The organism is Rhodococcus sp. 27YEA6 (assembly GCF_044908235.1).
Lineage (GTDB): Bacteria > Actinomycetota > Actinomycetes > Mycobacteriales > Mycobacteriaceae > Rhodococcus_F > Rhodococcus_F qingshengii.
Genome location: NZ_JBIYCY010000002.1, coordinates 81,558 through 106,684 on the forward strand (window position 1 = coordinate 81,558; position 25,127 = coordinate 106,684).

Below are 25,127 nucleotides of genomic sequence, written 5' to 3' on the forward strand. Positions count from 1 at the left end.
CATTGAGCTCCCATTGTGTTTCAACTGTGTGGTTTTCGAACTATGTGGCCGTGCGTTTCGACAAATGGCTGTCGAGCAGCGGGGCGATCGCCGCCCACCCGGCTGGGGTCACCAATCCGGCGTGGTCGTACGGCAGATGGTGTACTGCCATGTCCCGGTCCCCGCGGACTCTGCGCCAGCGATCGGCCAGCAGCTGTCCGGACGCCTCGGCGTCGGCGGTGATCAGAGTAACCGGTCCGTCGTAGGTTGTGTCGGTCGAACTGGCCACGAGCAAACGAGTGGCATCAAAACCCGCCCGAACAGCGTCGACCAGTCCCGGTGCCTGAGTGAGGATCTCGGGTGGCAGGGCTGCGGCCAGATCTCGGTCGTCGGCATCGTCGCGACCGTGATCGTCACGATCTCCCAGTGGATGAGTATCGATCAGACCGGCGAACTCCACTGTCTCGCCGATATCGACCAGCTGAGCCGCCATCGCGGCAACGACGTTGCCACCGAACGAGTAGCCGAGCAGGTGGTACGGCCCGCTCGGTTGCACGCCGCGAATCGTGTCGACGTACATCGCTGCCAGTTGGTCCACGTTCGTCGGTTCGAGTGGCTCACCGGCAACTGTGGGCAGTTGCAGGCCGAACAGTGGACGGTCGGCCTCGAGAACACCGGTCAAAGGCGCAAAGGGCCAAGCGAATCCACCGGCCGGATGCACGCAGAACAGTGGTTCTCCGCTGCCGTCGGCTCGCAGTGTCAGGAGGCGATCGCGACTCAGATCGATTTCGGACGCCGACTCGTCAAGGTGTGCTGCGAGCTCAGCGACTGTCGGACGGGCCATCAGCGTTGCCACACCGACGCTCACCGACAAGTCGTGCTCCATCTCCCCCACCAGTCGCATTGCTCGAAGCGAGTCGCCGCCGAGATCGAAGAAACTCTCTTCGGGATCGACTGCCTCGACGCCGAGTACCCGCGCAAAGACCTGGCACAGTTGCCTTTCCATCTCGGTTCGCGGTGCTCGGGCCGCTACTCGGGCGGGGGGTGCCGGCAACGCACCGCGGTCCAGTTTTCCGTTGGGCGTCAACGGGATCGAATCCACGACGACGATGTCCGACGGAACCAGGTGTGCCGGTACGCGTTCCCGCAACGCAGCTCGCAGATCGACTGGATCAGCGCCGGGTTCTTCGATGACGTAGCCGACCAGTCGCGGCGGCGCACCGCCTTCGCTACGGACTGACGCTGCCGCTCGCAACACTCCCGGCAACGACGCCAGCGCGGATTCGACTTCACCCAATTCGATCCGAATGCCTCGGATCTTGACCTGATGGTCTGCGCGACCCAGATATTCGAGTTCACCGTCGCGGCGACGCAGTACAACGTCACCCGTGCGGTACATGCGCTTGCCGACGGAGTAGGGATCAGCAACGAACACAGCGGAGGTCAACGCGGTCCGGTGAAGGTAACCCATCGCCGTTCCGTCTCCGGACATGTACAGCTCGCCCGCCGCTCCGATCGGTACCTCCCGCAGACCCGAATCGAGTACCCGCGCAGACGCGTTCAGAATCGGACGACCCAAGCAGGGTGTCTCGCTCCCCTGAACCGGGGATCCCATCGCGTTGATCGTGAACTCCGTCGGCCCGTAGAGGTCGTACCCGTCGACACCGTCCTGATCGCGCAATCGCGACCACAACTCGGCAGGTACAGCTTCTCCGCCGAGCATCACCAACACCGGCGTCCGCTCACCGTCGAGGAGACCGGCGGCCATCAGTTCCCGTGCATACGAGGGGGTTACATTCACGACGTCGATACCGACTTCGCGGTAATGCTTCACCAGAGACGCGGGGTCCAGTCGCGCCTGCTCGTCGATCACGTGAACTTCGTGCCCCGCGAGCAACCAGAACAGTTCCTCCCACGACATGTCGAACGAGAACGAGACTGTATGCGCGATGCGCAGACGTCGGCCACCCACACTGTTTTCGGTCGGAGTGAATATCTCGGCCTTGTGATTGTGATACATCGTCGTCAACCCGCGGTGACCCACCACGACGCCCTTGGGTTTTCCGGTACTGCCCGAGGTGTAGATGACGTAGGCAGGCTGGTCCGGTGAGGTCGGCCCGCAGACCGCAGCCTCGTCGACAACTGGTGCCGAAGACTGCCCGTCGAGTACCCCGGCCACGTCCGGGTCGTCGAGGACCAGACATGGCTGTCCATCGGGAACAACGAGGTCACGCGTCTGAGTCGTGGTGACTACCAGCGCCTCATCGCTGTCGAGGATGAGTTCGCGCAGGCGTGCCGGCGGGTGAGCCAGATCCAAGGGAAGGTAGGCCGCTCCGGTTCTCATGACGGCGAAGATTGCGACGACGTGATCGGCAGTACGCGGAAGCGCGAGCGCGACAACACGGGTCGGTCCCCCGCCTGGTACCGACTGCCCCAGCGCCGAAGCGAGTATCCGTGCCAGTCTGTCCACCCGAGAGTTCATCTCGGCTGCGCTCAGTGTGACGTCTCCGAAGACCAGCGCCGTCTCGTCCGGAGTTGCCGCTGCCCTTTCGCGCAGTAGTGCGTCCACGCTACCGCCGGCCTGGTCCGGCCGTGGCATCACGACGTGCTCCGAAGCGAATTCCGCGGGGGTGCGCGAAAGCGGAACCGCCGTGTCCGCCACCGTGGCGGTATCGGAATTCGCCATCACTTCGAGAATCGTGATGGTGCGGGACAGGATGTCCTGAGCCACGTCGTGCGGAATCAGGTCAGGACGGTTTTCGAGTGTGAGCGCCATCGCCGCGTCCCCGACACCCGGATCCACGTCGAGCGTGAGCGCATAGTGCGTGCCGTCCACCGCATCGAACCCGACGATTCCACTGCGACCGAACGTGTCTCGACGTGCCTGTTCGTCGCGAGGGGTGTTGCGGAAAACGTAGAGCGTGTCGAAGAGCGTGGCGAACCCTGCACTTCGCTGCACGTCGCCGAGCCCGAGATGGTGATGCCCCAGCAGCGAACCTTGTTCACGGAACAGGCGTCCGAGCAACGCCGAGATCTCCTCGCCTGGCCGGACCCGGACACGCACGGGAATGGTGTTGAGCGCCAATCCCACCATGCGGTCGGCGCCCTCGACCTCGGGCGAACGTCCCGAAACCGTCGATCCGAAGACCACGTCGTCACGGCCCGTCACGGCGCGCAATGCCAGACCCCACGCCGCAGAAACCACGGTGGAGAGCGTCACTCCGCTACGTCTGGCCAACTCGCGTACGTGCTCGGTGATGCTCTGTTCGAGCTGAACCCGGGTGAACACCGGCAACGGAGCGCGCCCGCCTGATCCCGTACCACCCACGAGTGTGGGTTGCTCGAGATCCGCGAGGTAGTCCTTCCAGGACGAGATGGCGTCCGTGCGATCCGCTTCGGCGATCCATCGCAGGTGATCACAGAAGTCCGCAGGCTTGTCGAGCGCGCCGTCGAGTCCAACCGGGTCCGTGCCGTGTGTGCGAGCAAACTCGTAGAGCGCAAACAACTCCGCGTACATCAAGGTCTGCGACCAACCGTCGGTCAGCAGGTGGTGCTGAGTGAAGACGAGGTGCGCTCCCCCACCTGGCAACCAGACCAACACCATTCGAATGAGTGGCGGCGCACTCAAGTCGAACAGCCTGCCGAATTCGGCCTCGTCGACGGCGCGGACCTCGATATCCAAGTCCTCGGGTGCGACTGCGCTCAGATCGACCTCACGGAAAGGCATTTCGGCTTCCCTGGGCACGAACTGCACCGGAGCGTCGAACCCGGCGTGTGTGAAACCGGCCCGCAAGTTCGGATAGCGTCGCAAGAGCGCATCCCCCGCTGCTCGGAGTGAGCGAACGTCGACGGCGGCATCGGCGGAGAACTCGAATCGCGGCTGCATGTGATAGACATCCGTGCCGCCGGCGCCGTCGAGAACCGACTGGAAGTACATGCCTTCCTGCAAGGGACCAAGTGGCAGCACGTCCTGCCAGCCCGGGCTCAGCGACTCGAGCCGTGCCCGACGATCCGCATCGACGGCTACGAGTGGGCTCGGCACACGATCCGGCGCGGTGTCGGGCAATGCCTTCCGGTCCACCTTGCCGTTGAGGGTGAGTGGTAGTGCTTCGAGCACCGTGATGGTCTGCGGCACCATGTGTTCGGGTAGGAGCCGCGCAATCTCCTTGCGCACCAGTACCGAATCGAGCGTGGTTGCACCTTCGGGAACCACATATCCGTGCAGACTTCCGGTACCCGCCGCATCGACGCGAACGGTGGCTGCCGCGCGGAACACACCTGCCACCGATCCGAGCGCGCCTTCGACCTCGCCGAGCTCGATGCGGAAACCACGAACCTTCACCTGATCGTCAGCACGACGAAGGAAGTGCAAAACCCCTCGCCGGCGTCGGACCAGATCGCCGGTGCGGTAGAGGCGTGCCCCCGGCAGAGAAGGATCGGCGACGAACCGAGCGACGGTCAGATCGGGGCGGTTCAGGTATCCGCGGACCACCTGCGCACCGCCCAGATACAGCTCGCCCGCAACGCCTTCCGGAACCTCACGCAGGTCGTCGTCGAGGATTCGCACGTGCTCATCGGTCCAGGGCTGACCGATCGTGACTCGGTCGCCGGTCGTGATGACCGAAGATGTCGCCCACACCGTGGCCTCGGTGGGTCCATAGACATTCCGGACCGAAGCAGCGTTGGCCACCAGATCGTCGGCCAGATCCTGCGGGAGGGCTTCCCCTCCCACCAGGGCTCGCACCATGGCGAGTCCGACTGCGTTCTCGTGTTCGGTGACCACTCGCCACAGCGCCGGCGTTGCCTGCATCACTGTCGCATCGCTTGCGATGATCAACGCCGACAACGCATCCGGGTCGCGAACCGTCCTGCGGTCTGCGATCACGACAGTCGCGCCCGCCGCGAGCGGGCACAGCAACTCGAGTGCCGCGATGTCGAACGACACCGTTGTCACCGCGACGATGCGATCGCCCGGCCTGATCCAGCAATCCTCGAGTACCGTGTCCGCGAAGGCTGCGAGGTTGCCCGTCGAGACCATCACGCCCTTGGGGCGACCCGTCGAACCGGAGGTGTGGATCATGTAGGCGAGGTGATCACCCGCCGCGGGCGGCGGAGGAAGCACGACACCCGAGTTGGTGAACTCACCGTCCACGAAGACACTCGTGGCGACCATCAACGGAAGTTGCCCGGCGCTGTCGATACTGGTCAGGACACACACCGGAGCCGCGTCCTCGATCATGAACTCGAGCCGCTCAGTCGGGTAATCGACGTCGAGTGGCAGGTACGCAGCGCCGATGCGCAGTACCGCGAGCAGTCCGGCCACCAGATCCGCATTTCGATCCAGCGCGACGGCGACTACCTTCTCGGGTCCGGCGCCGACCGCGAGAAGTTCGCGGGCCAGCTCGTCGACGCGCGCCGACAGTTCCCCGTAGGTAATTCCGACCTCGCCGGAGATCACCGCGATGTCGTCGGGGTGGCGGCTGACGTGTCGAGCGAACAACTGCGAGATCCCCGACGGCGGCGTCGCGCGTCGGCCCGGGTCGCGATCCGGCTTGTTTTCCGCCAGTCGCAGATCCGCGACGACAGTGCTGATTTCGTGACCGAGGACCGCGATCACACCGTCGAGCAATGCGTCCGCAGTCGCGGCGTCGAACAGCCCGGCATCAACCGTCAATCGAAGTTCTGTTGCGGTTCGGACGAATTCGAGGTCGACGCTCTTTCCGGGCGAGTGACCGACACGGGCAGCGAACAGGCTGCTCGTCGGACGCCCGAGTAGATCGGCGATTCGGTCGAGGCTGACATCGGAATGCGCAAGTGCCTCGGAGACAGCGTTTTCGACTCGCCGAACGACATCGGCAATTCTCGGCCGACCGGACAGGTCGACCCGAATCAGGGTGTCAGTCCCTTCCGAGACCAGTCCGACCGCAAGGTCCCGACCACCGCCGAAGCTGTTCAGCGTCGCCGCCACGGCGGCCAACAGCACCGCGTCGACTCCTGGTTCGTCACCGAACCGGGCATCGCGTAGCTGACGAAGGTAGGTGTGCGGGCGGTACTCTTCGCCGCGCGGGCGGTCATACGGAAGGTCCGTTTCGAGGGGCAGGTCCGCGAGCGTGCGAACCCAGTAACGCTCGTGATCAGGATTTCCCGCCACCGCCGGGGCGCGGAACGTCGCCACGGTCACGACGGGTCGATCGACGCCAACGACCGAATCCGGCGAGAACTTCGTCCGATCGACGCGTGCGGCCACGGCAAGACCGAGGGGGGTCGGGGTGTCGAATACATCCGAGACGACGACGCGAATTCCCAGCTTGCGCAGGCTTCCCACCAACCGCATCGCAGTGAGCGAGTGACCGCCGAGAGTGAAGAAATTGTCACCCGGATCGACGTCGGGAATCTCCAACACCGTTGCGACACAGGCGCACACTGCATCCACGACCGCGGGATCGACATCGATCGCAGGATCGGGCGCGGCCACCTTTTTCGTGACAGCGACATTTTTCGCGGCAGACACCGCATCGGCAACGGACGCTGCCTGTCGGACTACCGTGAGCACCGCGGATGCGGGAGCTGTCGGTTCGGTCAGCAACCCACGCAGGATCTCCGCGAGCCGTGTGACCATTCGCTGCGCCGTGGCGTCGGAGACAACTGCCGGATCGTGGTACAGAACCAGATCCAGACCGGTGCTCGGCGGCGCCATCAACGTCATCGGATAGTGCGTGACTCCGCGGTTGGTGAATCCCTCGACCCGTAGTGTGTGCGATGCAGGCTGTCCTGCACCGGAGTTCGGGAAGTTCTCGAACACCAGGAGCGTGTCGAACAGTTGCCCGATTCCGGCGATGCGTTCGATCTCGGCCAAACTGGTGTGTTCGACGTCCACGATGTCGAATTGGGCGTTCTGCAGACCGACGAACTGGTCGAGCAAAGGCCGGTGCGCGACGATGTCGAGGCGGGCCGGAATCGTGTTGCTGAACAACCCGACCATTCCCTCCACCCCCGAGAGTTCGGCAGGTCGGCCGGACACCGTGGCCCCGAACACGACGTCCCACTGTCCTGTCGCTTCGGCGAGCGCTGCTGCCCACGCACCCTGAACCAGGGTGTTGACCGTCAGCGCTCGCGCACGGCCGAGTTCGATCAGCGCTTCGGCGTCCGATGTCGCGAGAGGAACCTCGAGCGCGACGGGCACACTTCGCGGCGCTCCGGCGTCGGCAACGAGAGTCGGCGCGGTGAGCCCACGCAAACGCTCGCTCCACGCTGCGCGGGCAGAGTCCTGATCGCGGCCGGCGATCCATGCCAAGTAGTCGCGATACGGCGTCGGCGCAGGGAGGCGGCTGTCGCCGTCGTGGTAGACGTTCATCAGCTCGCGCAGGACGATCGGAGTCGACCAACCGTCGGTGAGCAGGTGGTGAGCGTTGAGGACCAAACGGTGCACCCCGCCGGGCAGCCGAACCAGTAGTGCACGCAGCAGAGGCGGTGTACTGACGTCGAAGACATGCTTGGCGGCCTCGTCCTCGAGCTGATCTGCAGAGCGGAATGCAGTGTCAGCTGGAACGGAGGTCAGATCGACCGAACGCCACTCGACTTTTGCGCCGCGCGGAATGATCTGAACGGGCCGTTCGAACTGCTCGTAGTGAAAAGCTGCGCGAAGATTCGGGTGCCTGTCGATCACGGTCTCGAACGCGTCGGCCAACTTCGCCTCGTCCAGTGGCCCGGAGAGGTCGAAGCGTGCAGTAAGTGTGTAGACGTCTGCGGCTCCGTCACGGACCGCATGGAACAGGAGACCTTCTTGTAGCGGCGAGAGCGGAAGGACGTCGGCAAGCGGTCCGTGGACGGCTTCGAGTTCGTTGATCCCGGCCTGATCGACCACCGCGCCCTGGCCGAAGATCGTCGCCGAGCAATCGGAAGGCGTCAAACCACCCTCGAAGAGCGCGGCATGCGCGGTCAGGGCAGCGAGCGCACGTTCCCAATGCTCTTGCAGCTCGACGATCGTCGCGGCGTCGAGCACTGAACCCGCCGCAGTCCATTCGACTGCCAGCGTCGGTGATCCGTCCTCACGGACAAATGCGTTGAGCGCCAGCACTTCCGACATTGCCTTGCTCGCCGGTTCGATGACCGCGAATGGATCCTGCTCCGGCAATCGCCATCCGGTCCCGGGTAGGGACGGGAAGCGGCCGAGATAGTTGAGCAACAGTTCAGGTGTAGCGCACGCGGAAAGGTCAGGTGCGGTGTCGCGATCCAGATGCCGCAGAACTCCGTAGCCGACTCCACCTCCGGGTACGGCGCGTTTTGCTTCCTTCACCGCACGAAGCAGATGCCCGGCAGCTGCTCCCCCGCTCAGTGCGTCGGCAAGATCGTCTGCGGTGAGCAGTGCATCGGTGGGAACCCGAACGGGGAACTCACTGGTGAACCACCCGATGGTTCCGGCGAAGTCGGTGTCGCTGGCGAGCGCGTCGCGGCCATGACCTTCGACGGTAACTGTCTGCGCGGGCAGCCCAGTCAGGCCGCGACTGTGCTGCCATGAGCGCAAGGCAAGCATCAATCCCGCGAGAAGCACTTCGTCGGTCTTGGCTCGATACGCCGCCGGAAGCGTGGTCAACAGCGCGTCCGTGACGGCCGGGGGCGCAACAGTTGTCGTGCGAGTGGCGGTTGCGGTCACGTCAATCTTCGGGTCGAGACGACGACTGCCGATCGGCTCGTCGTCCGCCTGTACCGACGCGGACTTCCAGTACTCGAGCTCTGACGCCCTGCTGCCAGAGGCCCCGAATTCCGCGAGCAACCCTGCGTATCGACGCCACGAACTTCCGCCTGCAGCCAACCGGGCCGACCTACGCTCGCGTGCAGCATCGGTGGCTTCGTGGAGGTCTGGAAGCAGAATTCGCCAGGACACACCGTCGACGATCAAATGGTGAGCCACGACGATCAATTGGTCGGGTCGTCCGGCCTCGGTATTGACCAGTACGACTCGCAGGAGTTCACCGGCACGTGGGTCGAGACTCGCCGCCGACGCCTCCGCGAGGTCTCTGATCCGGGACGGCTCGGAGGTGTCGGACACCTCTCGAACGAGTCCCTCGCTGCGCACCGCGCCGGGGTCCCGGACGATCAATTCGGTAGTGCCGCTGTCGTTGTCACGGCGCAGGAGCAGGCGTAGAGCGTCATGGTGATCGAGGATCGTCTGCACGCCGGACTGCAGGTCACCCAGTGAAAGGCTGTCGTCGATGCGCACTGCGGTCCACTGCGCGTAGCCCGCGATTGCCTCGTCTGTCGGATTCTTGTCGATCAGTGCTCGAACGATCGGCGGGGCGATCGCGGTGCCGGTCGCCACGTCCGCAACCGAGGCTACGGCGTCGGCGTCATCGGCAATCTCACGTGCCGCAGCGGCGATGGTTCCCAGATCTCGCTGTGCCAGTAGCTCTTTGGGAGCAACGATCAGTCCGCGCACCCGCAGGCGACTGCTGACACTGATTGCCGTGATGCTGTCACCACCGAGGCCGAAGAAGTCCTCGTCCACGCCGACGCGTTCGCGGCCGAGCACCTCGGCCACCACGTCACAGAGGATTTCCTCGCTCGGTGTGGATGCGGCGCGACCTGCCGATTCGGCAGCCGGGGCTGGTAGTGCCGCACGATCGAGCTTTCCGTTCACCGTGACGGGCAATTCGTCCAGAACGACGATTGCGGCGGGAACGAGATGATCCGGTACGCGACCGGCGAGGTCACGGCGCAATTCTTCCTGCGGCGGAAGCGTCGCGCCGGCGGCGGCTACAACGTAGCCGACGAGGCTGGGCCGTCCCCCATCCGTGCGGATCAACGCAGCAGCCGCGCCGATTCCGGGTACCGATCCGAGAACAGCCTCGACCTCGCTCAACTCGACTCGATGTCCGCGAATCTTCACCTGCTTGTCGCTGCGACCGATGAAGTCGTAGCCCCGCCCCGGCACCCACCGCGCCACGTCCCCGGCGCGGTACATCAGATCTCCCGGAGCCCCGAAAGGATCTGCGACAAAACGCTCGGAGGTCGCGCCGGCGCGGCCGAGGTAGCCCCTGGCCAATTGCGGTCCGGCCAGGTAGAGCTCACCTCGTTCACCGTCGGCGACCGGCTCGAGCGCGCTGTCGAGCAGGTACGCACGGGTACCCGCGAGGGGGTACCCGATACGCGGTCCGGCACCTTCGACCGTGGTCGCGATCGCGTCGACCGTCGTTTCGGTGGGGCCGTACAGGTTTCGAGCCGGAACACCGGATTCGATGATCGCGTCCCACAGTGCGGGCGGTGCCGCCTCGCCACCCACGACGAGGAGCTGCAACCGCTGCGTACGCAGCAACCCGTTGTCCACCATCGCTGCCGCCATCGACGGCGTCGTGTCGACCACGTCGACGCAATCTCGCTCGAACGCCGCGACCAGAGCAACCGCGTCCTTCTGCAGTTCCTCGTCGTATACGTGCACACGATGACCACACAGCAGCCACAACAGTTGATCGAGAGACGCATCGAAGGCGAACGACGCTGTGTGCGCGGTGTGCAGTTGACGGTTCCCGACGCGCTCGGCGGTGTCCCGGTAGATGGTGGCGCGATGGTGGTGAAGCAGGTGCGCCAATCCACCGCCTCTGACCAGCACACCCTTGGGCTTGCCTGTCGATCCCGAGGTGTAGATGACATACGCCAGGTGATCACCATGCCGTGCTGTCGCCAGTTCACCGAGTTCGAGTGGAAGCTCGGAATTAGCACGGAGTTCTTCGCGGACTGCGTCGGAATCGATGACGAGGGGGTCGGGCCGAGAACCTCCGACGAGTTGCTCGGCCAGAGTGGAAGTGGTGATCACGACCTTCGGCTGCGCGTCGTCGATCAGATCTCGCAACCGCTCGGCCGGGTGCTGCGGATCCAGGGCCACGTACGCTGCGCCCGCGTTCAATGTCGCGAGCAGAGCCACCACCATCTCGGAAGTACGCGGAAGCGCAAGTCCGACAATGTCGTCCGGGCCGACATCGCGGGCCCGAAGCAACCGGGCGAGCTTGTGGACGCGGCCACCGAGTTCTGCGCCTGTCAAACGTTCGTCACCGCATACGAAGACTGTGTCATCCGCGTGCTCGACGACGATGCGGTCGAACACGTCGGGAACGAGTTCGACCGAGCCGGGCAGCGGTGCAGTTTCGCGGCCGGCGAGAATCCGCGAGGCTTCGGCCGCAGGCATCATCTCCACCTGACCGACGGCAGGATCTCCCTCCCCGACCATCGCGTTGACGATGCTGACGAAACCGGCGAGGCGACGCTGAACCGATTCCCGAGTATTGGTACGCGCGTCCACTTCGAATCCGAGTAGAACTTCGCCGTCCGCAATGGGCGTCACCGTCAAACCCAGGTCCTCCGGCGGTCCCCCGGCGACGTTTCGCAGTACACCCACAGCGCCGGCGAAATCGAGGGCGAAGTCGAAAGCCTTGAGATTGATTCCGATCCCGTGAAGCAGTGCGCCGGTTCCGGCGACGCCCAGGTCCCGAGCAAGATTCTCACCGCGGTAGCGCTGGTGTGCGCGCAGGCTTTTCATCGTGGCGGCCACCTGCTTGCTCAGGTCACCGAGTCGATCGTGGCTGCGAATCGTCAACCGGAGAGGCAGAACGTTGACTGCCATGGCCGGCGTCTTGAGTGCCGTGCGGCCTACGCGCGCCATGAGTGGCATCGCGATGACAACATCCGTCTCGCCGAGCAGTCGGTGGAGAAACGCGCCGTAGCAGGCGATCAGTGCCTCGGCCCACGTTGTTCCCGTCGCGTCTGCCACCTCTTTGAGGCAGCTGAGGGCGTCGGCGGTAATGACCTCGCGAACCTGGATCGTTCGTTCCGCCGGACCGGTGACCTGCTGGCCGCGTCCGTCCAACGCGGGCAACGGCGTCAGGACATCACGCCAGTAGTCACGATCTTCCGCGAACTGCTCGCCAGCCCGGTACGCCTCGTCCTCGCTGACCAGATCTGTCATAGAACCGAATCGCGTTGGCGCGACCTCGGTTCCCTTCTTCGCGGCCGTGTAGTGCGCGGCGACTCGGCGCGAAATAATTGCTGCGCTGTATCCGTCGACGATCAGGTGGTGATAGAGCTGAATGCACCAGATCTCGCGATCGGAGAGCCTGATCAGCGAGTAGGTGTACAGCGGACGCTCCACCATCAGGCGGCAGTACTCGGACGCCCGGCTGCGCTCGGCGTCGACCAGTGCGTGCGCCACGGCTACGGGATCGCGCTCGTCACGGACGTCGGTGATCGGGATGATGCCAACCGGCTCGTCGGAGATGTACTGACGCGGGCCGTCCGCCGTCTCGATCATCCGCAGCCGCATGGTTTCGGCTTCACCGATCGTCGCCGTGATGGCGGCTGTCAGCAGTTCGGTGTCGATCGGTTCGTCGCCCGAGATTTCGAGCACCTCACCGACGAGGTAGCTCCGAGATTCGGGATCAAGCCTCTGTGCGTTCCAAATCCCGAGTTGAGCTCCTGTGAGAGCAAACGTAGCTTCGCTCGCCGCTCCGGAGTTCGAACCTGGAAGAACGCTCACACTGATCCCCTCGTCTGTGGACACACGTCACCCAAGGGTGACCTAACGTCATTTTGGGTAGCCTAAACTAAATGTCAATGAATCGGGGAATCCGCCTCGCCGGTGACCCGAGAACCGACGGCTCCCGACGCGTCAATCAGAGGACACGCGCTTCTACAACCACTTGCGGGACAGTCTCTTTCGTGAATCGAAACGAGAAAGTGAAGGCTAGTCCATCAGCGTTGCCGCGACGGTTCCGCCCAGTTCATAACAACCATCGCGGACAGACTTGTCCACGCTCACAGTCACTTCGAGCGGATCCGCCACCGCGACCAATCCGAGCCCGGTGGCGAGTTTGCGCACCGAGGACACTGCACCGACAGTGTCGTTGTTGCCGTGAACCCACAGGCCGTACGGTCGATCCGAAACCGCGCCGAGGCATTGGTAGTACGTGGTGTCGAAGAAGTATTTCAGCGCGCCCGACATGTAACCGAAATTGGCGGTGGTTCCGAAAAGATAGCCGTCAGCAGCGAGGACGTCGGGCACCGTCGCCGCCAACGCCGGCATCACCTTCACCTCGACGCCCTCGATCTCGGGATCGCGAGCCCCGGCCAGGACTGCATCCAACAATTCGTGGGTTGTCGGCGAGGGCGAGTGGTGAACCACCAACAATGTCTTCACACACCTGACAATACGGCGACGGGTGGCGCACCCGTCGCCGTTCACGCCTACGCCGAAACCGTTTCCGCGCTCATCGCCTTGACCAGGTCGTCGGTTCGGGTGACCGAGGCGCAGCGCCCGGCCGCGTACTCGAGCGCGCCGACATGCTCGTCCAGGGAGAAGTCGGCTACCGCGTCGCCCACGAAGAAGATCTGCACGTCTTGCATGAACCCGTCCAAAGCGGTAGTCAGGCAACCGATGTGGGCATAGATTCCGGTGATGATCAGCTGGTCACGCCCACTCTCGCGCAGCCGCTCACGCAGATCTGTCTTGATGAAAGCGCTGTAGCGCCATTTTGTGAGCATCACGTCGTCCGGATGCGGAGCCAACTCGGCGATCACGTCGGTGTGAGCGGGATCTGCCTTCAGACCCGGTCCCCAGAAATCCGACAGCAACGCGCGCTCCTCGGGATCCTGATCACCGGGTTGCGCGGTGTAGACGATCGGGATTCCGGCAGCTCGCGCCGACGAACGAAGCCGGTCGATGTTCGGAACCACGGTTTGGAGCGGGTCGACGCTTCGGTCGTACGCGTTCACGAAATATTCCTGCATGTCGTGCAGAAGCAGCACCGCTCGGGAAGGATCGAGAGTCCAGTCGACCCGATTCTGCGGAAACTCGGTGGGCATCTCGTATCGCACTGCTGTGGGTAGCGCCATGATGAATCTCCTCGAAAATGTGGGGGTGGGAACCGATCAACTCGACAGAGTCTGTGCAGCAATCGATTCGCTGAGAACACGGCGCAAGGCCGCCTTGCTGGTCTTTCCGACGCCGGTGACGGGGAACTCGGTCACGAACTCCACTCGATCCGGAACCTTGTACGCCGCAACGCCTCGGCCTCGTATATATCGCTTGATCTCGCCGACGGTCGGGGCATCTCCGGAAATCACCAGAACGGCGCAGGTTCGCTCGCCCAGGTACTCGTCGGGAACAGCGACGACGGCCGCATCGTGGACAGCAGGATGCGAGAGCAGGTGGTTCTCGATCTCCTCGGCGGCCACCTTCTCGCCGCCGCGGTTGATCTGGTCCTTTGCGCGGCCCTCGACAATCAGGTGTCCCGTATCGGTGACGCTGACCAGATCGCCGGTGCGATAGAAACCTTCGGCGTCGAAGACCTCGGCATTGTGCGCATCCGCCCGGTAATAGCCACGGATCGTATACGGACCCCGAGTCAGTAAGTGCCCCGTGGTTCCGGGCGCGACGAGCGCGCCTTCGTCGTCGACCACACGAACCTCGTCGTCGGGTGAAATGGGCCGGCCCTGAGTGCTGACGATCAATTCTTGCGTGTCGTCGAGGCGGGTGTAGTTGACCAGCCCCTCGGCCATCCCGAACACCTGCTGGAGGGTGCAGCCCAGCTCCGTGGGTACGCGTGCAGCGGCTTCGGCGCTGAACTTCGCTCCGCCGACGCCGAGAACCCGCAAGCTCGACAGATCGTGATCTGCCTTACTGGGGGCGGCCATCCAGGCCAACGCGATCGGTGGAACCAAGGAAGCGTGCGTGACTCGCTCTGATTCGATCAGGCCGAAAGCTGTGGAGGGCATGGTGTCCGGCGCCAGAACCACGGAGCCGCCCGCGTGGAGAACACCCAGGATGCCCGGCGAACTCATCGGAAAATTATGCGCTGCAGGAAGAACCACCAACATGCGCGTCGACTCGTCGACGCCGCAGATCGGGTTGGACGCTCGCACCGAGTAGAGGTAGTCGGCGTGCGTTCGCGGAATCAGCTTCGGAACACCAGTCGTGCCACCGGAAAGCTGAAGAAAGGCGACCGACAACGGATCGACGTCGGCAAGAACGGGAACCTCGTATCCGCGCAGCGAATCGAAACCGACAAACTCTTCGGGGTCACCGGCCACGATCACAACAGGCGGAGTCTCGAGGCCTTCGTTCACCTCACGCGCCAGCGCGCGGTAGTCGAACCCGCCATGACGGTCGGCGACGATATAGGCAGCGACATCAGCGAACTGGCAGAAGTATCCGATTTCGGTTCGGCGATGCGCCGGCAACCCGAAAACCGGCAGTGCGCCGAGCTTCAGCACACCGAACAATGCTTCGACGTATTCCACGATGTTCGGTAGCTGCAGGAGCACCCGGTCACCGGCGCGAACACCCAAGCCGGACAGGCCTCCGGCCACGGCCGAGCTGCGACGATCGAGGTCGGAATACGTCAGCCGTGTCTGTGTGCCAGAGGCATCGCTGCCGACCACCGCTTCGTTGTCGGGATGCCGTGCGGCCGCGGCCGTGACGAATCCGGCCAGCGTCTCGTCAGTCCAATAGCCTCGTTCCCGATAATGCGTCACCAAATCGGGTGGATACTGTGCGACGGGTGCCAAGGGCTCGCGAGCGATCCTCGAGGTCATGCAAGTGACTCCTGTTCGAAAGTACTGTCAGCAAATACGTCTCACGCTTTGAGCGTCGCTCCACCGTCGACGTACAGCGCCTGCATGGTGATGTGGGCCGCCCGGTCGGACAGCAGGAAGTGCACCGAGTCGGCGATATCGTCTGCGGTGGCCAGTTTTCCGAGCGGAATACCCAGGCGATAGCTCGCCAGATTGCCTTCGATGACCGCGTCGGCACCCGAATCGTCGGAAGGGTCCGACCACAATGACCGCTGCATCGCTGTGTCGGTGGATCCCGGAGCGACCACGTTGACACGAATGCCGTCAGTAGCCAGCTCCAGTCCAGCGGTTCGAACCAACATGGTGGCAGCAGCTTTGGACGAACCGTAAGCACCCATCCCGATACGTGGGACACCGGCCGCGTTCGACGAGACGACCACCATCGCCCCGGCCCGACGGCGACGCATTTCCAGTCCCACGCTCTGCAGCACGTTCAGCAATCCGAAGACGTTGACGCCGAATATCTTCCGCCACTGGTCCGGATCGGAGTCCAGCACCGATCCGGTGTCGAGAATTCCGGCGACGTGCGCGAGCGCGTCGATCCGGCCGAACGTGTCCATCGTCGAGGCCACTGCAGCGTCGACTGCCTGCCGGTCGGTCACGTCCACGACGTGACTCTCGATATCGGCGCCTTCGACGATTGTTTCTGCCAATTCCGCAGTTACCCGCTTCAATTCGACGTCGTCGCGATCGAGCAACGCCAGCGAATACCCGTCGCGCGCAAGCGTACGGGCCACTGCGGCGCCGATCCCCGCCGCAGCACCGGTGACCACGGCGATTCGGCGCTCGCTCACTGCGGGCACAGGACCTGAACCCAGGCATTGATCGTGGGCTCTTCTGCCAACTCCGCGAAGTCGGCATCCGCGCCCGCTCCCCGCCACCGTTCGACGAGCGTCATCAAGCGAACCGAGTCAAGGCCTTCGTCACCCAGGTCCGCGTCGTCGCCGAGTTGTTCTGCCCTCATCGACAGAACCTCGGCGACGTCGCGCACGATCTGGTCACGGTCCACGGTGTTGCTCATCGGTCTCCTCGAGTAGTGGTCGACGCGCTCAGATCGAGCCAACCCAACCTCGTGTCGACCCCGTCCGCACGCCTTGACTTTAGGCCAGCCTAACCATAACGGTACGGAAGTACACAACCCGGACGCTCGCAACACAAATTCACCCAAACTAAGGCTAGCCTCAACATAACAAGCAATCTGTCGAACTGGAAGGGTGTCCATGTCAGCACTCGCCGAAGTCTCCGAATTCCCGTTGCGCAACAACCGGACTGACGATGAAACGGACTCCGTTTTCCTGCTCTCACGTAGGCAAACGTCGATCCGCACTTCGGGAGTAGTCGAAGAATTCGACTCGGCCTTCGACGCTGCCGAAGCCCTCAAGACCGGGCGCATCGACTCGGTCGTCGGCGCCCTGCCGTTCTCCCCGGAGACGCCGTCCGCCCTCACCGCGCCACTGAGTTTCACACGAGTCCGCGGTGATCTATATCACTCGAACATCCCGTCATTACCCACTTCGCGGGTAGTCGGATTCGAACCCAGCCCGCAGATCCACACCGACAGGGTCCGCGGAGCCATCGAACGACTTCGAGCAGGCGAACTCGACAAAGTTGTCCTCGCACGCTCCCTGACCATCGAGGCCGAGTCCACGATCTTCCCCGCCGCTCTGGCCGAGAAACTGATTGCACTCGATCACGCGCACAACGGTTTCTGCGTCGACCTGTCCCCCGCCGGAGGAAAGTACCGCGGGCGTTCGCTGGTCGGTTCGACGCCCGAGGTTCTGATCGAAAGGCGAGGCGGCGTCGTCACCTGCCACCCGCTGGCGGGCTCGATTGCACGCCATCCGAATTCGGATCAGGACGAGGCGAATGCCGAGCAACTCCGCGCGTCGACCAAAGATCTGGCCGAACACGCGTTTGTCGTCGACTCCATCAGCGCGATACTCGGACCACTGTGCACGTCCTTCAATGCACCCAGCGCACCGGAAATCCTTCGGACACCGCAACTGTGGCATCTCGGGACCAAGATCGAAGGTGTCCTGATCGACCCGAGCCTGACCTCGCTCGAACTCGCAATGGCGCTGCATCCGACTCCCGCTGTCTGCGGCACACCGACGGTCGCCGCACGCGAGCACATCACCGCAACCGAAGCCGATCGTGGGTTCTATGCCGGTGCCGTGGGCTGGTGCGACCGGACTGGAGACGGCGAGTGGATGGTAGCTATTCGTTGCGCCGAGATCGCAGCAGACGGCCTCTCGGCGCGGGCCTACGCCGGCGGCGGCATCGTCGCTACTTCCGACCCGGAAATCGAATTGAGAGAGACCAGTACAAAATTCCGCACGCTACTCAGTGCGTTCGACCTCGCTGAACATCATCTCTGACAGGGCGTCACTTCTTCGAGGTGTTCAGGGCAATCGCGGCGTGAACGAGTGCCTTGAACGCCTTTTCGTCGACGGCTTGGCCCTCGTGGAAATCGATCGCCCGTCGCGTATTGCCCTCGAGGCTGGAGTTGAAGAGTCCTGAAGCGTCGTCGAGTGATGCGCCTTTGGCAAAGGTCACCTTCACTGCGCTCTTGTAAGTCTCACCGGTACAGATCATTCCGGCGTGGTACCACACGGGAACACCTCGCCACTTCCATTCCTCCACCACATCCGGATCCACTTCTTTGATCAGAGTTCGTATCCGGGCGAGCATCTCGCCCCGCCAGTCTCCGAGTTCCTCGATTCGCTTGTCGATCAACCGAGACGGGGAATCTGCGCCTTGCTTGTCGGACTCACTCTTCGCCATCGCTTCGTCACTTCCTGCTCGTCGCCGCCGATCTCCGGTGAGTCGAGTATCCCCTCCTGCACGCGGATTCACTCGGTGAATCACTGACGCATCACGGCGTCTCGGCAGATGCGATTTCTTGCAGTTTCGGTCAAAGTGAGACGGACGTCCAGTATTCTCTGGGTACTAAGTCCCGATTCTTCGGCCTGGAGGACTGCATCGTGATCTGGAATCGACCGCTCACCCACTCAGTCGCTTGGGCTGCCGGATCGGTTGTTCTCGCCGCCGCGATTGTCGGCGTTCACACCGTTCCTGCGGCGGCGCAACAGGCCCGCGTCTTCGACGTACTGTGCACACCCACCGATGCAGGCCTTTCCGAGCTGTCCGGACTCACCGTCACCGCGGCCGGGATGTACGCAATCGGCGACAGCGGCTCCGACGATCGGGTCGCCGAACTCGATTCGAACTGCCACGTGCAGCGCTGGATCAGCGTGGGCACCCCTCGTGTCGACGTCGAGGATCTGTCGTCGACTCCCGACGGCCATCTGTGGCTGGCAGACATCGGCGACAACAACGCGGTACGAACGTCGGTCGGGCTGATCGAACTCGATCCGGCTTCAGGTGCGGCGACCTCCTACCCCCTGGTCTATCCCGACGGCGCGCACGACGCCGAGACACTACTGATCCAGAGCGACGGGGTTCCCGTCATCGTCACCAAGGACTACCTAGGTGCAAGCGTGGTCTACACAACCGCTGAGCGACAGCAGGTTCAGGATCTGAGTACGGGCTCGCCGACCATGTTGGCCAAAGTAGGTCAGCTCAGATTTACTCCCACCCTCACACCCGGTGGGCCCGTTCCCCACGCCGGAACGATGGCTGTCACCGGCGGCGCCGTGAGCAAGGACGGCACGGTGGTAGCGCTCCGCACGTATACCGACGCTTACCTGTACGCAGCTCCCGACGGCGATATCGTGAAAGCGTTGAACACCAACCCGATTCGCGTCCCCCTTCCCGACGAGCCACAAGGTGAGGCGATCGCGTTCGACGCTGCCGGTGATCTGATCAGTGGCTCCGAGGCATACCGAGGGCCATTACCACCAATCCGAATTCTTCGCGGCGCCAGCGACATCGCACTGTCGGGCGGAGCGAGCGGCTCTCTCGGGTCGTAGTCGATTCGCGTCCCCGGGAAAGCGGACAGGCGCCGCTATCATGGCCGAGTGAACAAACAACTTCGAGCGACAGTGGTGGTCTCGGCAGTTCTCGCACTGGCTTCGTGTGCGAATTCCCTCGAAGGATCACCGCGCCCGGATGCGTTTGTTCCGAGCATCGACAACCCGGATCCGTCCGAAGCCATCGACGGAGTTGTCACGGTCGACTACCCAGCAGCCCAACACGTACGCCCGAACGAACGCGTGGCGTACACATATTCACCGCCCTTCGGAGGCCGTCATGACTCGGTCTGGGCAAACTGCACCGGAGTTGTTTATCCACAAGCGATTCGGACCGAGAATGCGGTCCATTCTCTCGAGCACGGGGCCGTGTGGATCACGTACAACCCCGACCTCGTCTCGAGCGAGGATCAGGCTCGCTTGGCACAGCGAGTCGAGGGCATGAGCTACACGTTGATGTCGCCGTATCCGACCCTGGATTCGCCGATCTCGCTGCAGTCGTGGGGCCGTCAGCTCAAGCTCGACAACGCCGCGGACGCGCGCATCGATCAGTTCGTCTCGGCTCTGCGCGTCAACCCGAACACGTATCCCGAAGTGGGCGCGACCTGTTCGGTGCCGGTGACGAGCTTCGACCCGAACAACCCGCCGCCATTCGACCCCACCACTCCGGATCCGTCATCTCCCACAACCGTTCCGGAGCGGTAGCGTCTCAGCAGGCCCCGCTTCGCGGCGTAGACACCTACTTGCCTCGTGAACGGCGTTCCAGTTCGACTGCCCGTCGCATGGTTTCCCGAGCCCGGCTTCGGTCACCGGCATAGTCGTAGGCGCGAGCGAGTCGGAAGTTCTGCTTCCAGTTGTCCGGGTCTGCTTCCCAGTCGACCTTGATCTGGGCGAACAACTCGTCGGCGGCCGCTCGCTCGATCCGGCCCGAAGGCAATTTCGGAAGCGCAGACGCATCGACAGCGAGGCCCTCGTCGTGAATCTGCTGCGCGAGGCGCTGGTGCGTGAAGCCGGCACGGAGCGTGGCGATGACGAGCCACAGCCCCAGGAACGGCAGGATCAGCACGCCGATCCCGAGACCGATCGCGGCGCCGCCACCGTCCTGGATGAGCTGGATTCCGCGCTGGCCGAGCAGCACGAAGTACACCGCGAGCGCGATGCAAATCGCGACGATCAGTGCGACGGTGCGGGTGGTCTTGTTCATAGATCGAGAAAGGAATCGATACCGACCGTCAGACCCGGACGCGAGCCGATCTGGCGGACACCGAGCAGAACGCCCGGCGCGAACGAATTCCGGTCGATCGAGTCGTGGCGAATGGTCAGTGTCTCGCCCTGAGTTCCGAGAATCACTTCCTGATGCGCGACCAGTCCGGCCATCCGCACGGAGTGAACCCGGACGCCGTCGACGTCGGCTCCGCGCGCACCCTCGAGCTCGGTCGTGGTGGCGTCAGGGCTGCGTCCGACGCCTGCTTCCGCGCGAGCCTCGGCGATCATGGCGGCCGTTCGGTATGCGGTGCCCGAGGGAGCATCTGCCTTGTTGGGGTGATGGAGTTCGATGACCTCGACGGAATCGAAGAAGCGCGCCGCGGCAGCCGAGAAGCGCATCAACAGCACAGCACCGATGGCGAAGTTCGGGGCGATCAGAACACCCGTTGCCGGCTGGGCGTCGAGCCAGGACTGAACAGTCGCAAGCCTGGACTCGTCGAAACCGGTGGTGCCGATCACTGCATGAATTCCGTTGGCCACGAGGAATTCCAGATTTCCCATGACGACGTCGGGGTGCGTGAAATCGACCACTACCTGAGTGCGGGTGTCGACAAACGTCTCGATGCGATCACCGGTGTCGACCTGAGCGACGAGTTCCAGATCGGGAGCAGCTTCCACTGCCTCGCAGATCGCTCGACCGACCTTGCCCTTGGCTCCCAGAACCCCGACCCTGATGGGTGCTGCACTCACGTCTTCCACGCTCCGTCCGATGCATTGTTTGAGGTGAAGCCTACGCAATCACCCCGATGCGCTCACCATCAGTCGGGCGGGAGTTATGTCACCACTGGCACACTGGACGTAGTGAGCAACCGTCCGCAAGTCCGCGAAACCGGCAACCTTCGACCACTCGAGTTGGCAACGGGTGCCGTCATGGCCGGATTCACGGTCGCGTTGTCCGTCATTGCCACGGTCATCCCCATGGCCAGCGCCCTCAACCTCGTGGCCGCCGTTCCGATGGGAATTGTTGCCCAGCGCTTCCGAGTCCGCGCCGTGACGACGGCCGGTATCTCGGCCACGGCAGTCGCCTTTGTCGCGGCGGGTTCGGGATCTGCGGCGGCGGTCGCATTGAGCGCTCTCCTCGGCGGAATCATCGGTACGGTCAAGCGGCGCGGTCTCGGCTTCGTCTCCGCATTGCTGTCGTCATTGGTCATCGGGCCCGCGCTGGCGTTGTTCTCCATAGTCCTGTTGCTTGTTCTCGCTCCGCTGCGCACCTTGTTGTTGACCTCGCTCGAGAACACCGCGTTGGGCGTGGCCGAGATCTTGAAGCGTGCCCCCACACTGGTCGGCGCAGCCGAATGGATCGAGAACAGCATCGGCTCGATCATCGACTACTGGTGGTTGTGGATCGGCGTGTCCATCATCTCCGGAATCGTCCTCAGTACCGTCGTCTCCTATTTCGTCCTCGGCGCCGTCCTCGACCGATTGGCTGCACTCCCTTCGGCCGACCCGCTCCAGACAGCACCCGACGACCGTCCGATCGATCCTCTGCCGGTCACTTTCGATCACGTGGGCTTCACCTATCCGGGTGCAACGACACCGGCCCTCGTCGACGTCAACTTCACCGTGCGACGAGGAGAGTTCGTCACCGTCGTCGGCCACAACGGCTCGGGCAAGTCCACACTCACCCGGTTGCTCGCCGGTCGCGCGCCGACTGTCGGGACGCTGACGAGACCCGGGTCCGCCGGTCTCGGCCGACACGGCGGAACCGCCGTCGTCCTCCAACGACCCGAAAGCCAGATCCTCGGAACCCGCGTCGCGGACGACGTCGTCTGGGGGCTCCCCCCCGAGTCGCATCCCGACGTCGATGCACTGCTGGCCGAGGTGGGACTCGCGGGCATGGGTATGCGTGAGACCTCCGGGCTGTCCGGTGGCGAGATGCAACGTCTGGCTGTTGCAGCCGCGCTGGCGCGGCGCCCCGCTCTGCTGATCGCGGACGAAGCCACCGCGATGGTCGATCAGGCCGGCCGGGAGGAATTGGTCTCGCTCCTTGCCGAACTTCCGCGACGCCACCCGATGGCCGTGGTACTGGTCACCCATCACCACGCCGACACCCGCAACGCAGATCGGGTGATTCAACTACAACGCGGACGGCAGATCGATCACCAACCCGGTTGGATGACGTCGACGTTCGGGGGTCCGCCGTCTGCGCCGTGGCCGGTCAGCACTCGAGCTGTCCTCCAACTCACCGATGTCACCCACACGTACAACGACCGGACTCCGTGGTCGCGGCGCGCACTGTCGGACGTCAATCTCACAATCGGCGACGGCGACGGGCTGCTGGTTCTGGGCGGCAACGGTTCCGGTAAATCGACTCTGGCCTGGATCATGGCGGGCTTGATCGCACCGAGCAAGGGAACCGCAGTCTTCGACGGCAAACCCGTCTCACGCCAACTCGGCACCGTCGGTCTCACGTTCCAGCATTCGCGACTGCAGCTGCAACGCCGAACCGTCGCCGAAGACATCGAGGCCGCCGGAGGTCCGGAGATCGGATCGGTGCAAGTCTCGTGGGCGCTCGACGCCGTCGGACTCGACCGTCACATCGCCGGCCGCAGCATCGACGAGTTGAGCGGCGGACAGATGCGACGCGTCGTCCTGGCCGGTCTCCTCGTGCGCCAACCGCGGGTACTCATCCTCGACGAACCGTTGGCCGGTCTCGATCCACCCGGTCGACACGAAATCCTGAACGTACTCAGGTGGATTCGTCGGAACGGAACCGCAGTAGTCGTCATCTCCCACGATGTCGACGGCATGGACGCCGTGTGCAGCAGAACAATTCGACTGTCGGAGGGTCGCATCCTCGACCCTGCCGCCAGCAGCGCCTTGGAAGGATCGACGACGTGACAACACTTCTGCGCGAAGTCCCGACTTCATCGCCGATCCACCGATTGTGGGCCGGAACGAAGATCGTTGCCGTCGTTCTCGTCAGCATCGTGGTCGTGACCGCTCCGTCCTGGCCGGCGATCGGCGTCGTACTCGGATTGTTGTTGCTGACCGCGGTGATCGGACGCATCCCCCCGACTGCAGTTCCGCGACCTCCGTGGTGGTTGTGGGCGCTGATCCTGCTCGGCGCGTTGATCAATCTTCCGATCGGCCTCGACGCAGTCTTCATCTACCTGCAAGCTGTGACGTTCGGTCTTGTATTGCTCTGCGTCTCACTGATGTTGGCATGGACCACGTCGATGAGCGATGTGGCGCCGGCACTGGCAACGCTCGGTAGACCGCTGCGATTCCTCAAGATCCCGGTCGACGAGTGGGCGATCGCGACGGCCCTCTGCATTCGTTCACTTCCGCTCTTGATCGACGAGATGCTCACCCTGGTGGCGGCGCGACGACTACGCCCGAAAGCTGTGGTGAACAGCGCTGCCGACAATTCGATAGTCGATCTGATCACCACGACCATGTCGGTGGCAATTCGGCGCTCTGCCGAGATGGGTGAAGCGATCTCCGCTCGCGGGGGCACCGGTTTGATCGCGGCGTACCCCAAGCGCCCTCAGCTCGCCGACCTGTTCGCGCTGATCGTCGTCATCGCCGCGTGCGTCAGCGCGGTTGTTTTGACTCTGGTTCTGCGCTGATCGGATCACCGCTGACAGAATTTCCCTGGGCGATGATCGCAGAACCCATCCAGCGCCGTAGGTATCGCCGCAGTTCCTCGTCGCTCCGCTTCGGGTCGCCGGGCGCGAGGAAAAACGACTGCATCGTCCGCAGGACGTATTCGACCAGTTCCTGAAGTGATGCGTCGTCGTATCCGAAACGCACCCAGTCCACGTCGAAGCGGGTGATCATCGCCATTCCGAAGGCCTGCGCCTCCTGAGAGGTCAGACCTTCGGGATGAAGACTCGAATTCGTGCTGGTGAGCAGAATGCCGAGATGCGGCGTTCGGTGGACCTGGGTCAGGGTGTAGACGACACCCTCGGTCATCGCCTCGACGGGATCTTCGATGCCGCTCACGTGTGTGGTGAGCCGATCGAGGTAGCCGTCGACCGACGCGATTGCAGCTGCCCGCATCAGAGCGTCAGCGCTGGGGAAGTATCGATACACGGTCTGCCGGATCACGCCCAGTGACTCGGCGACGTCGCCGATGCTGATTTCCGAACTCGTCCGTCCGATCAACTCGACCGCGGCCTCGACAATGCGACGAGACGCATCTTCGTCACTGTCCGGTGGATTGCCGCCCCACCCACGCCTTCGTGCCACTGCCCACTTCCTCGCTCGAACGAGGCTCGAACCATGTCTTTGCGCTCGAAGTCCAAGAGCCACAGGCTAACACAGGCAGGTTTTGCATCTGCGCCCCTCGAATTCACTACCCTCGCCGAAAGTGAACATACAACTGCA

At 63.6% G+C, this 25,127-nt stretch carries 15 protein-coding genes; 5 read left to right on the forward strand and 10 right to left on the reverse strand.

Going from position 1 to position 25,127, the window contains the following annotated elements; genetic code table 11:
* Positions 1–40 precede the first annotated feature (40 nt).
* The 6 genes from ABH939_RS06795 to ABH939_RS06820 all read right to left on the reverse strand — a co-directional run bounded on the left by ABH939_RS06795 (position 41) and on the right by ABH939_RS06820 (position 16,618).
* Entirely contained in the window at positions 41–12,502 is a 12,462-nt protein-coding gene (locus ABH939_RS06795) for an amino acid adenylation domain-containing protein (RefSeq protein ID WP_404649489.1), read from the reverse strand.
* 207 nt (positions 12,503–12,709) lie between these two features.
* On the reverse strand, positions 12,710–13,162 hold the full coding sequence (locus tag ABH939_RS06800; RefSeq protein WP_285181691.1) for a flavodoxin family protein: 453 nt from the start codon (positions 13,160–13,162) through the stop codon (positions 12,710–12,712).
* Positions 13,163–13,209: 47 nt separating this feature from the next.
* Positions 13,210–13,857 (reverse strand): isochorismatase family protein, encoded by a 648-nt coding sequence (locus ABH939_RS06805; RefSeq protein ID WP_007735125.1) that lies wholly within the window; start codon positions 13,855–13,857, stop codon positions 13,210–13,212.
* Positions 13,858–13,893: 36 nt separating this feature from the next.
* Positions 13,894–15,558, reverse strand: coding sequence for a (2,3-dihydroxybenzoyl)adenylate synthase (locus ABH939_RS06810; RefSeq protein WP_007735122.1), 1,665 nt, complete (start codon positions 15,556–15,558; stop codon positions 13,894–13,896).
* Positions 15,559–15,599: 41 nt separating this feature from the next.
* The gene (locus ABH939_RS06815) at positions 15,600–16,400 is read right to left on the reverse strand and encodes a 2,3-dihydro-2,3-dihydroxybenzoate dehydrogenase (protein WP_007735119.1); all 801 of its coding nucleotides are present in this window, start codon (positions 16,398–16,400) and stop codon (positions 15,600–15,602) included.
* On the reverse strand, positions 16,388–16,618 hold the full coding sequence (locus tag ABH939_RS06820; protein WP_003942230.1) for a phosphopantetheine-binding protein: 231 nt from the start codon (positions 16,616–16,618) through the stop codon (positions 16,388–16,390). The genes ABH939_RS06815 and ABH939_RS06820 overlap by 13 nt, the downstream gene beginning before the upstream one ends.
* Before the next feature lie 199 nt (positions 16,619–16,817).
* Between ABH939_RS06820 and ABH939_RS06825 the strand changes: the two genes are divergently transcribed.
* On the forward strand, positions 16,818–17,975 hold the full coding sequence (locus tag ABH939_RS06825; protein ID WP_007735117.1) for an isochorismate synthase MenF: 1,158 nt from the start codon (positions 16,818–16,820) through the stop codon (positions 17,973–17,975).
* 7 nt (positions 17,976–17,982) lie between these two features.
* On the opposite strand, the gene ABH939_RS06830 is transcribed toward ABH939_RS06825, so the two are convergent.
* Complete coding sequence (locus tag ABH939_RS06830; RefSeq protein ID WP_007735116.1) at positions 17,983–18,381, reverse strand: DUF1801 domain-containing protein; 399 nt, start codon at positions 18,379–18,381, stop codon at positions 17,983–17,985.
* Between the two features lie 200 nt (positions 18,382–18,581).
* On the opposite strand from ABH939_RS06830, the gene ABH939_RS06835 reads away from it, so the two are divergent.
* Positions 18,582–19,529 (forward strand): hypothetical protein, encoded by a 948-nt coding sequence (locus tag ABH939_RS06835; RefSeq protein WP_058038678.1) that lies wholly within the window; start codon positions 18,582–18,584, stop codon positions 19,527–19,529.
* A 48-nt stretch (positions 19,530–19,577) separates the two neighbouring features.
* On the forward strand, positions 19,578–20,234 hold the full coding sequence (locus tag ABH939_RS06840) for a DUF3105 domain-containing protein (protein ID WP_003942235.1): 657 nt from the start codon (positions 19,578–19,580) through the stop codon (positions 20,232–20,234).
* A 34-nt stretch (positions 20,235–20,268) separates the two neighbouring features.
* On the opposite strand, the gene ABH939_RS06845 is transcribed toward ABH939_RS06840, so the two are convergent.
* Positions 20,269–20,733: a hypothetical protein gene (locus ABH939_RS06845; RefSeq protein WP_003942246.1), complete on the reverse strand. Its 465-nt coding sequence runs from the start codon at positions 20,731–20,733 to the stop codon at positions 20,269–20,271.
* Positions 20,730–21,485, reverse strand: a complete 756-nt coding sequence (gene dapB / locus ABH939_RS06850; protein WP_007735114.1) for a 4-hydroxy-tetrahydrodipicolinate reductase — start codon at positions 21,483–21,485, stop codon at positions 20,730–20,732. Before dapB ends, ABH939_RS06845 begins: the two co-directional genes overlap by 4 nt.
* Before the next feature lie 111 nt (positions 21,486–21,596).
* On the opposite strand from dapB, the gene ABH939_RS06855 reads away from it, so the two are divergent.
* Positions 21,597–23,636: an ATP-binding cassette domain-containing protein gene (locus ABH939_RS06855; protein WP_030535578.1), complete on the forward strand. Its 2,040-nt coding sequence runs from the start codon at positions 21,597–21,599 to the stop codon at positions 23,634–23,636.
* Positions 23,633–24,367 (forward strand): energy-coupling factor transporter transmembrane protein EcfT, encoded by a 735-nt coding sequence (locus ABH939_RS06860; protein WP_042450697.1) that lies wholly within the window; start codon positions 23,633–23,635, stop codon positions 24,365–24,367. The genes ABH939_RS06855 and ABH939_RS06860 overlap by 4 nt, the downstream gene beginning before the upstream one ends.
* Here ABH939_RS06860 and ABH939_RS06865 read toward each other — a convergent pair.
* A complete protein-coding gene (locus ABH939_RS06865; protein WP_007735111.1) occupies positions 24,333–24,989 on the reverse strand; it encodes a TetR/AcrR family transcriptional regulator in 657 nt (218 codons plus the stop codon). The two genes, ABH939_RS06860 and ABH939_RS06865, sit on opposite strands and share 35 nt — an antisense overlap.
* Between the last annotated feature and the right edge of the window lie 138 nt (positions 24,990–25,127).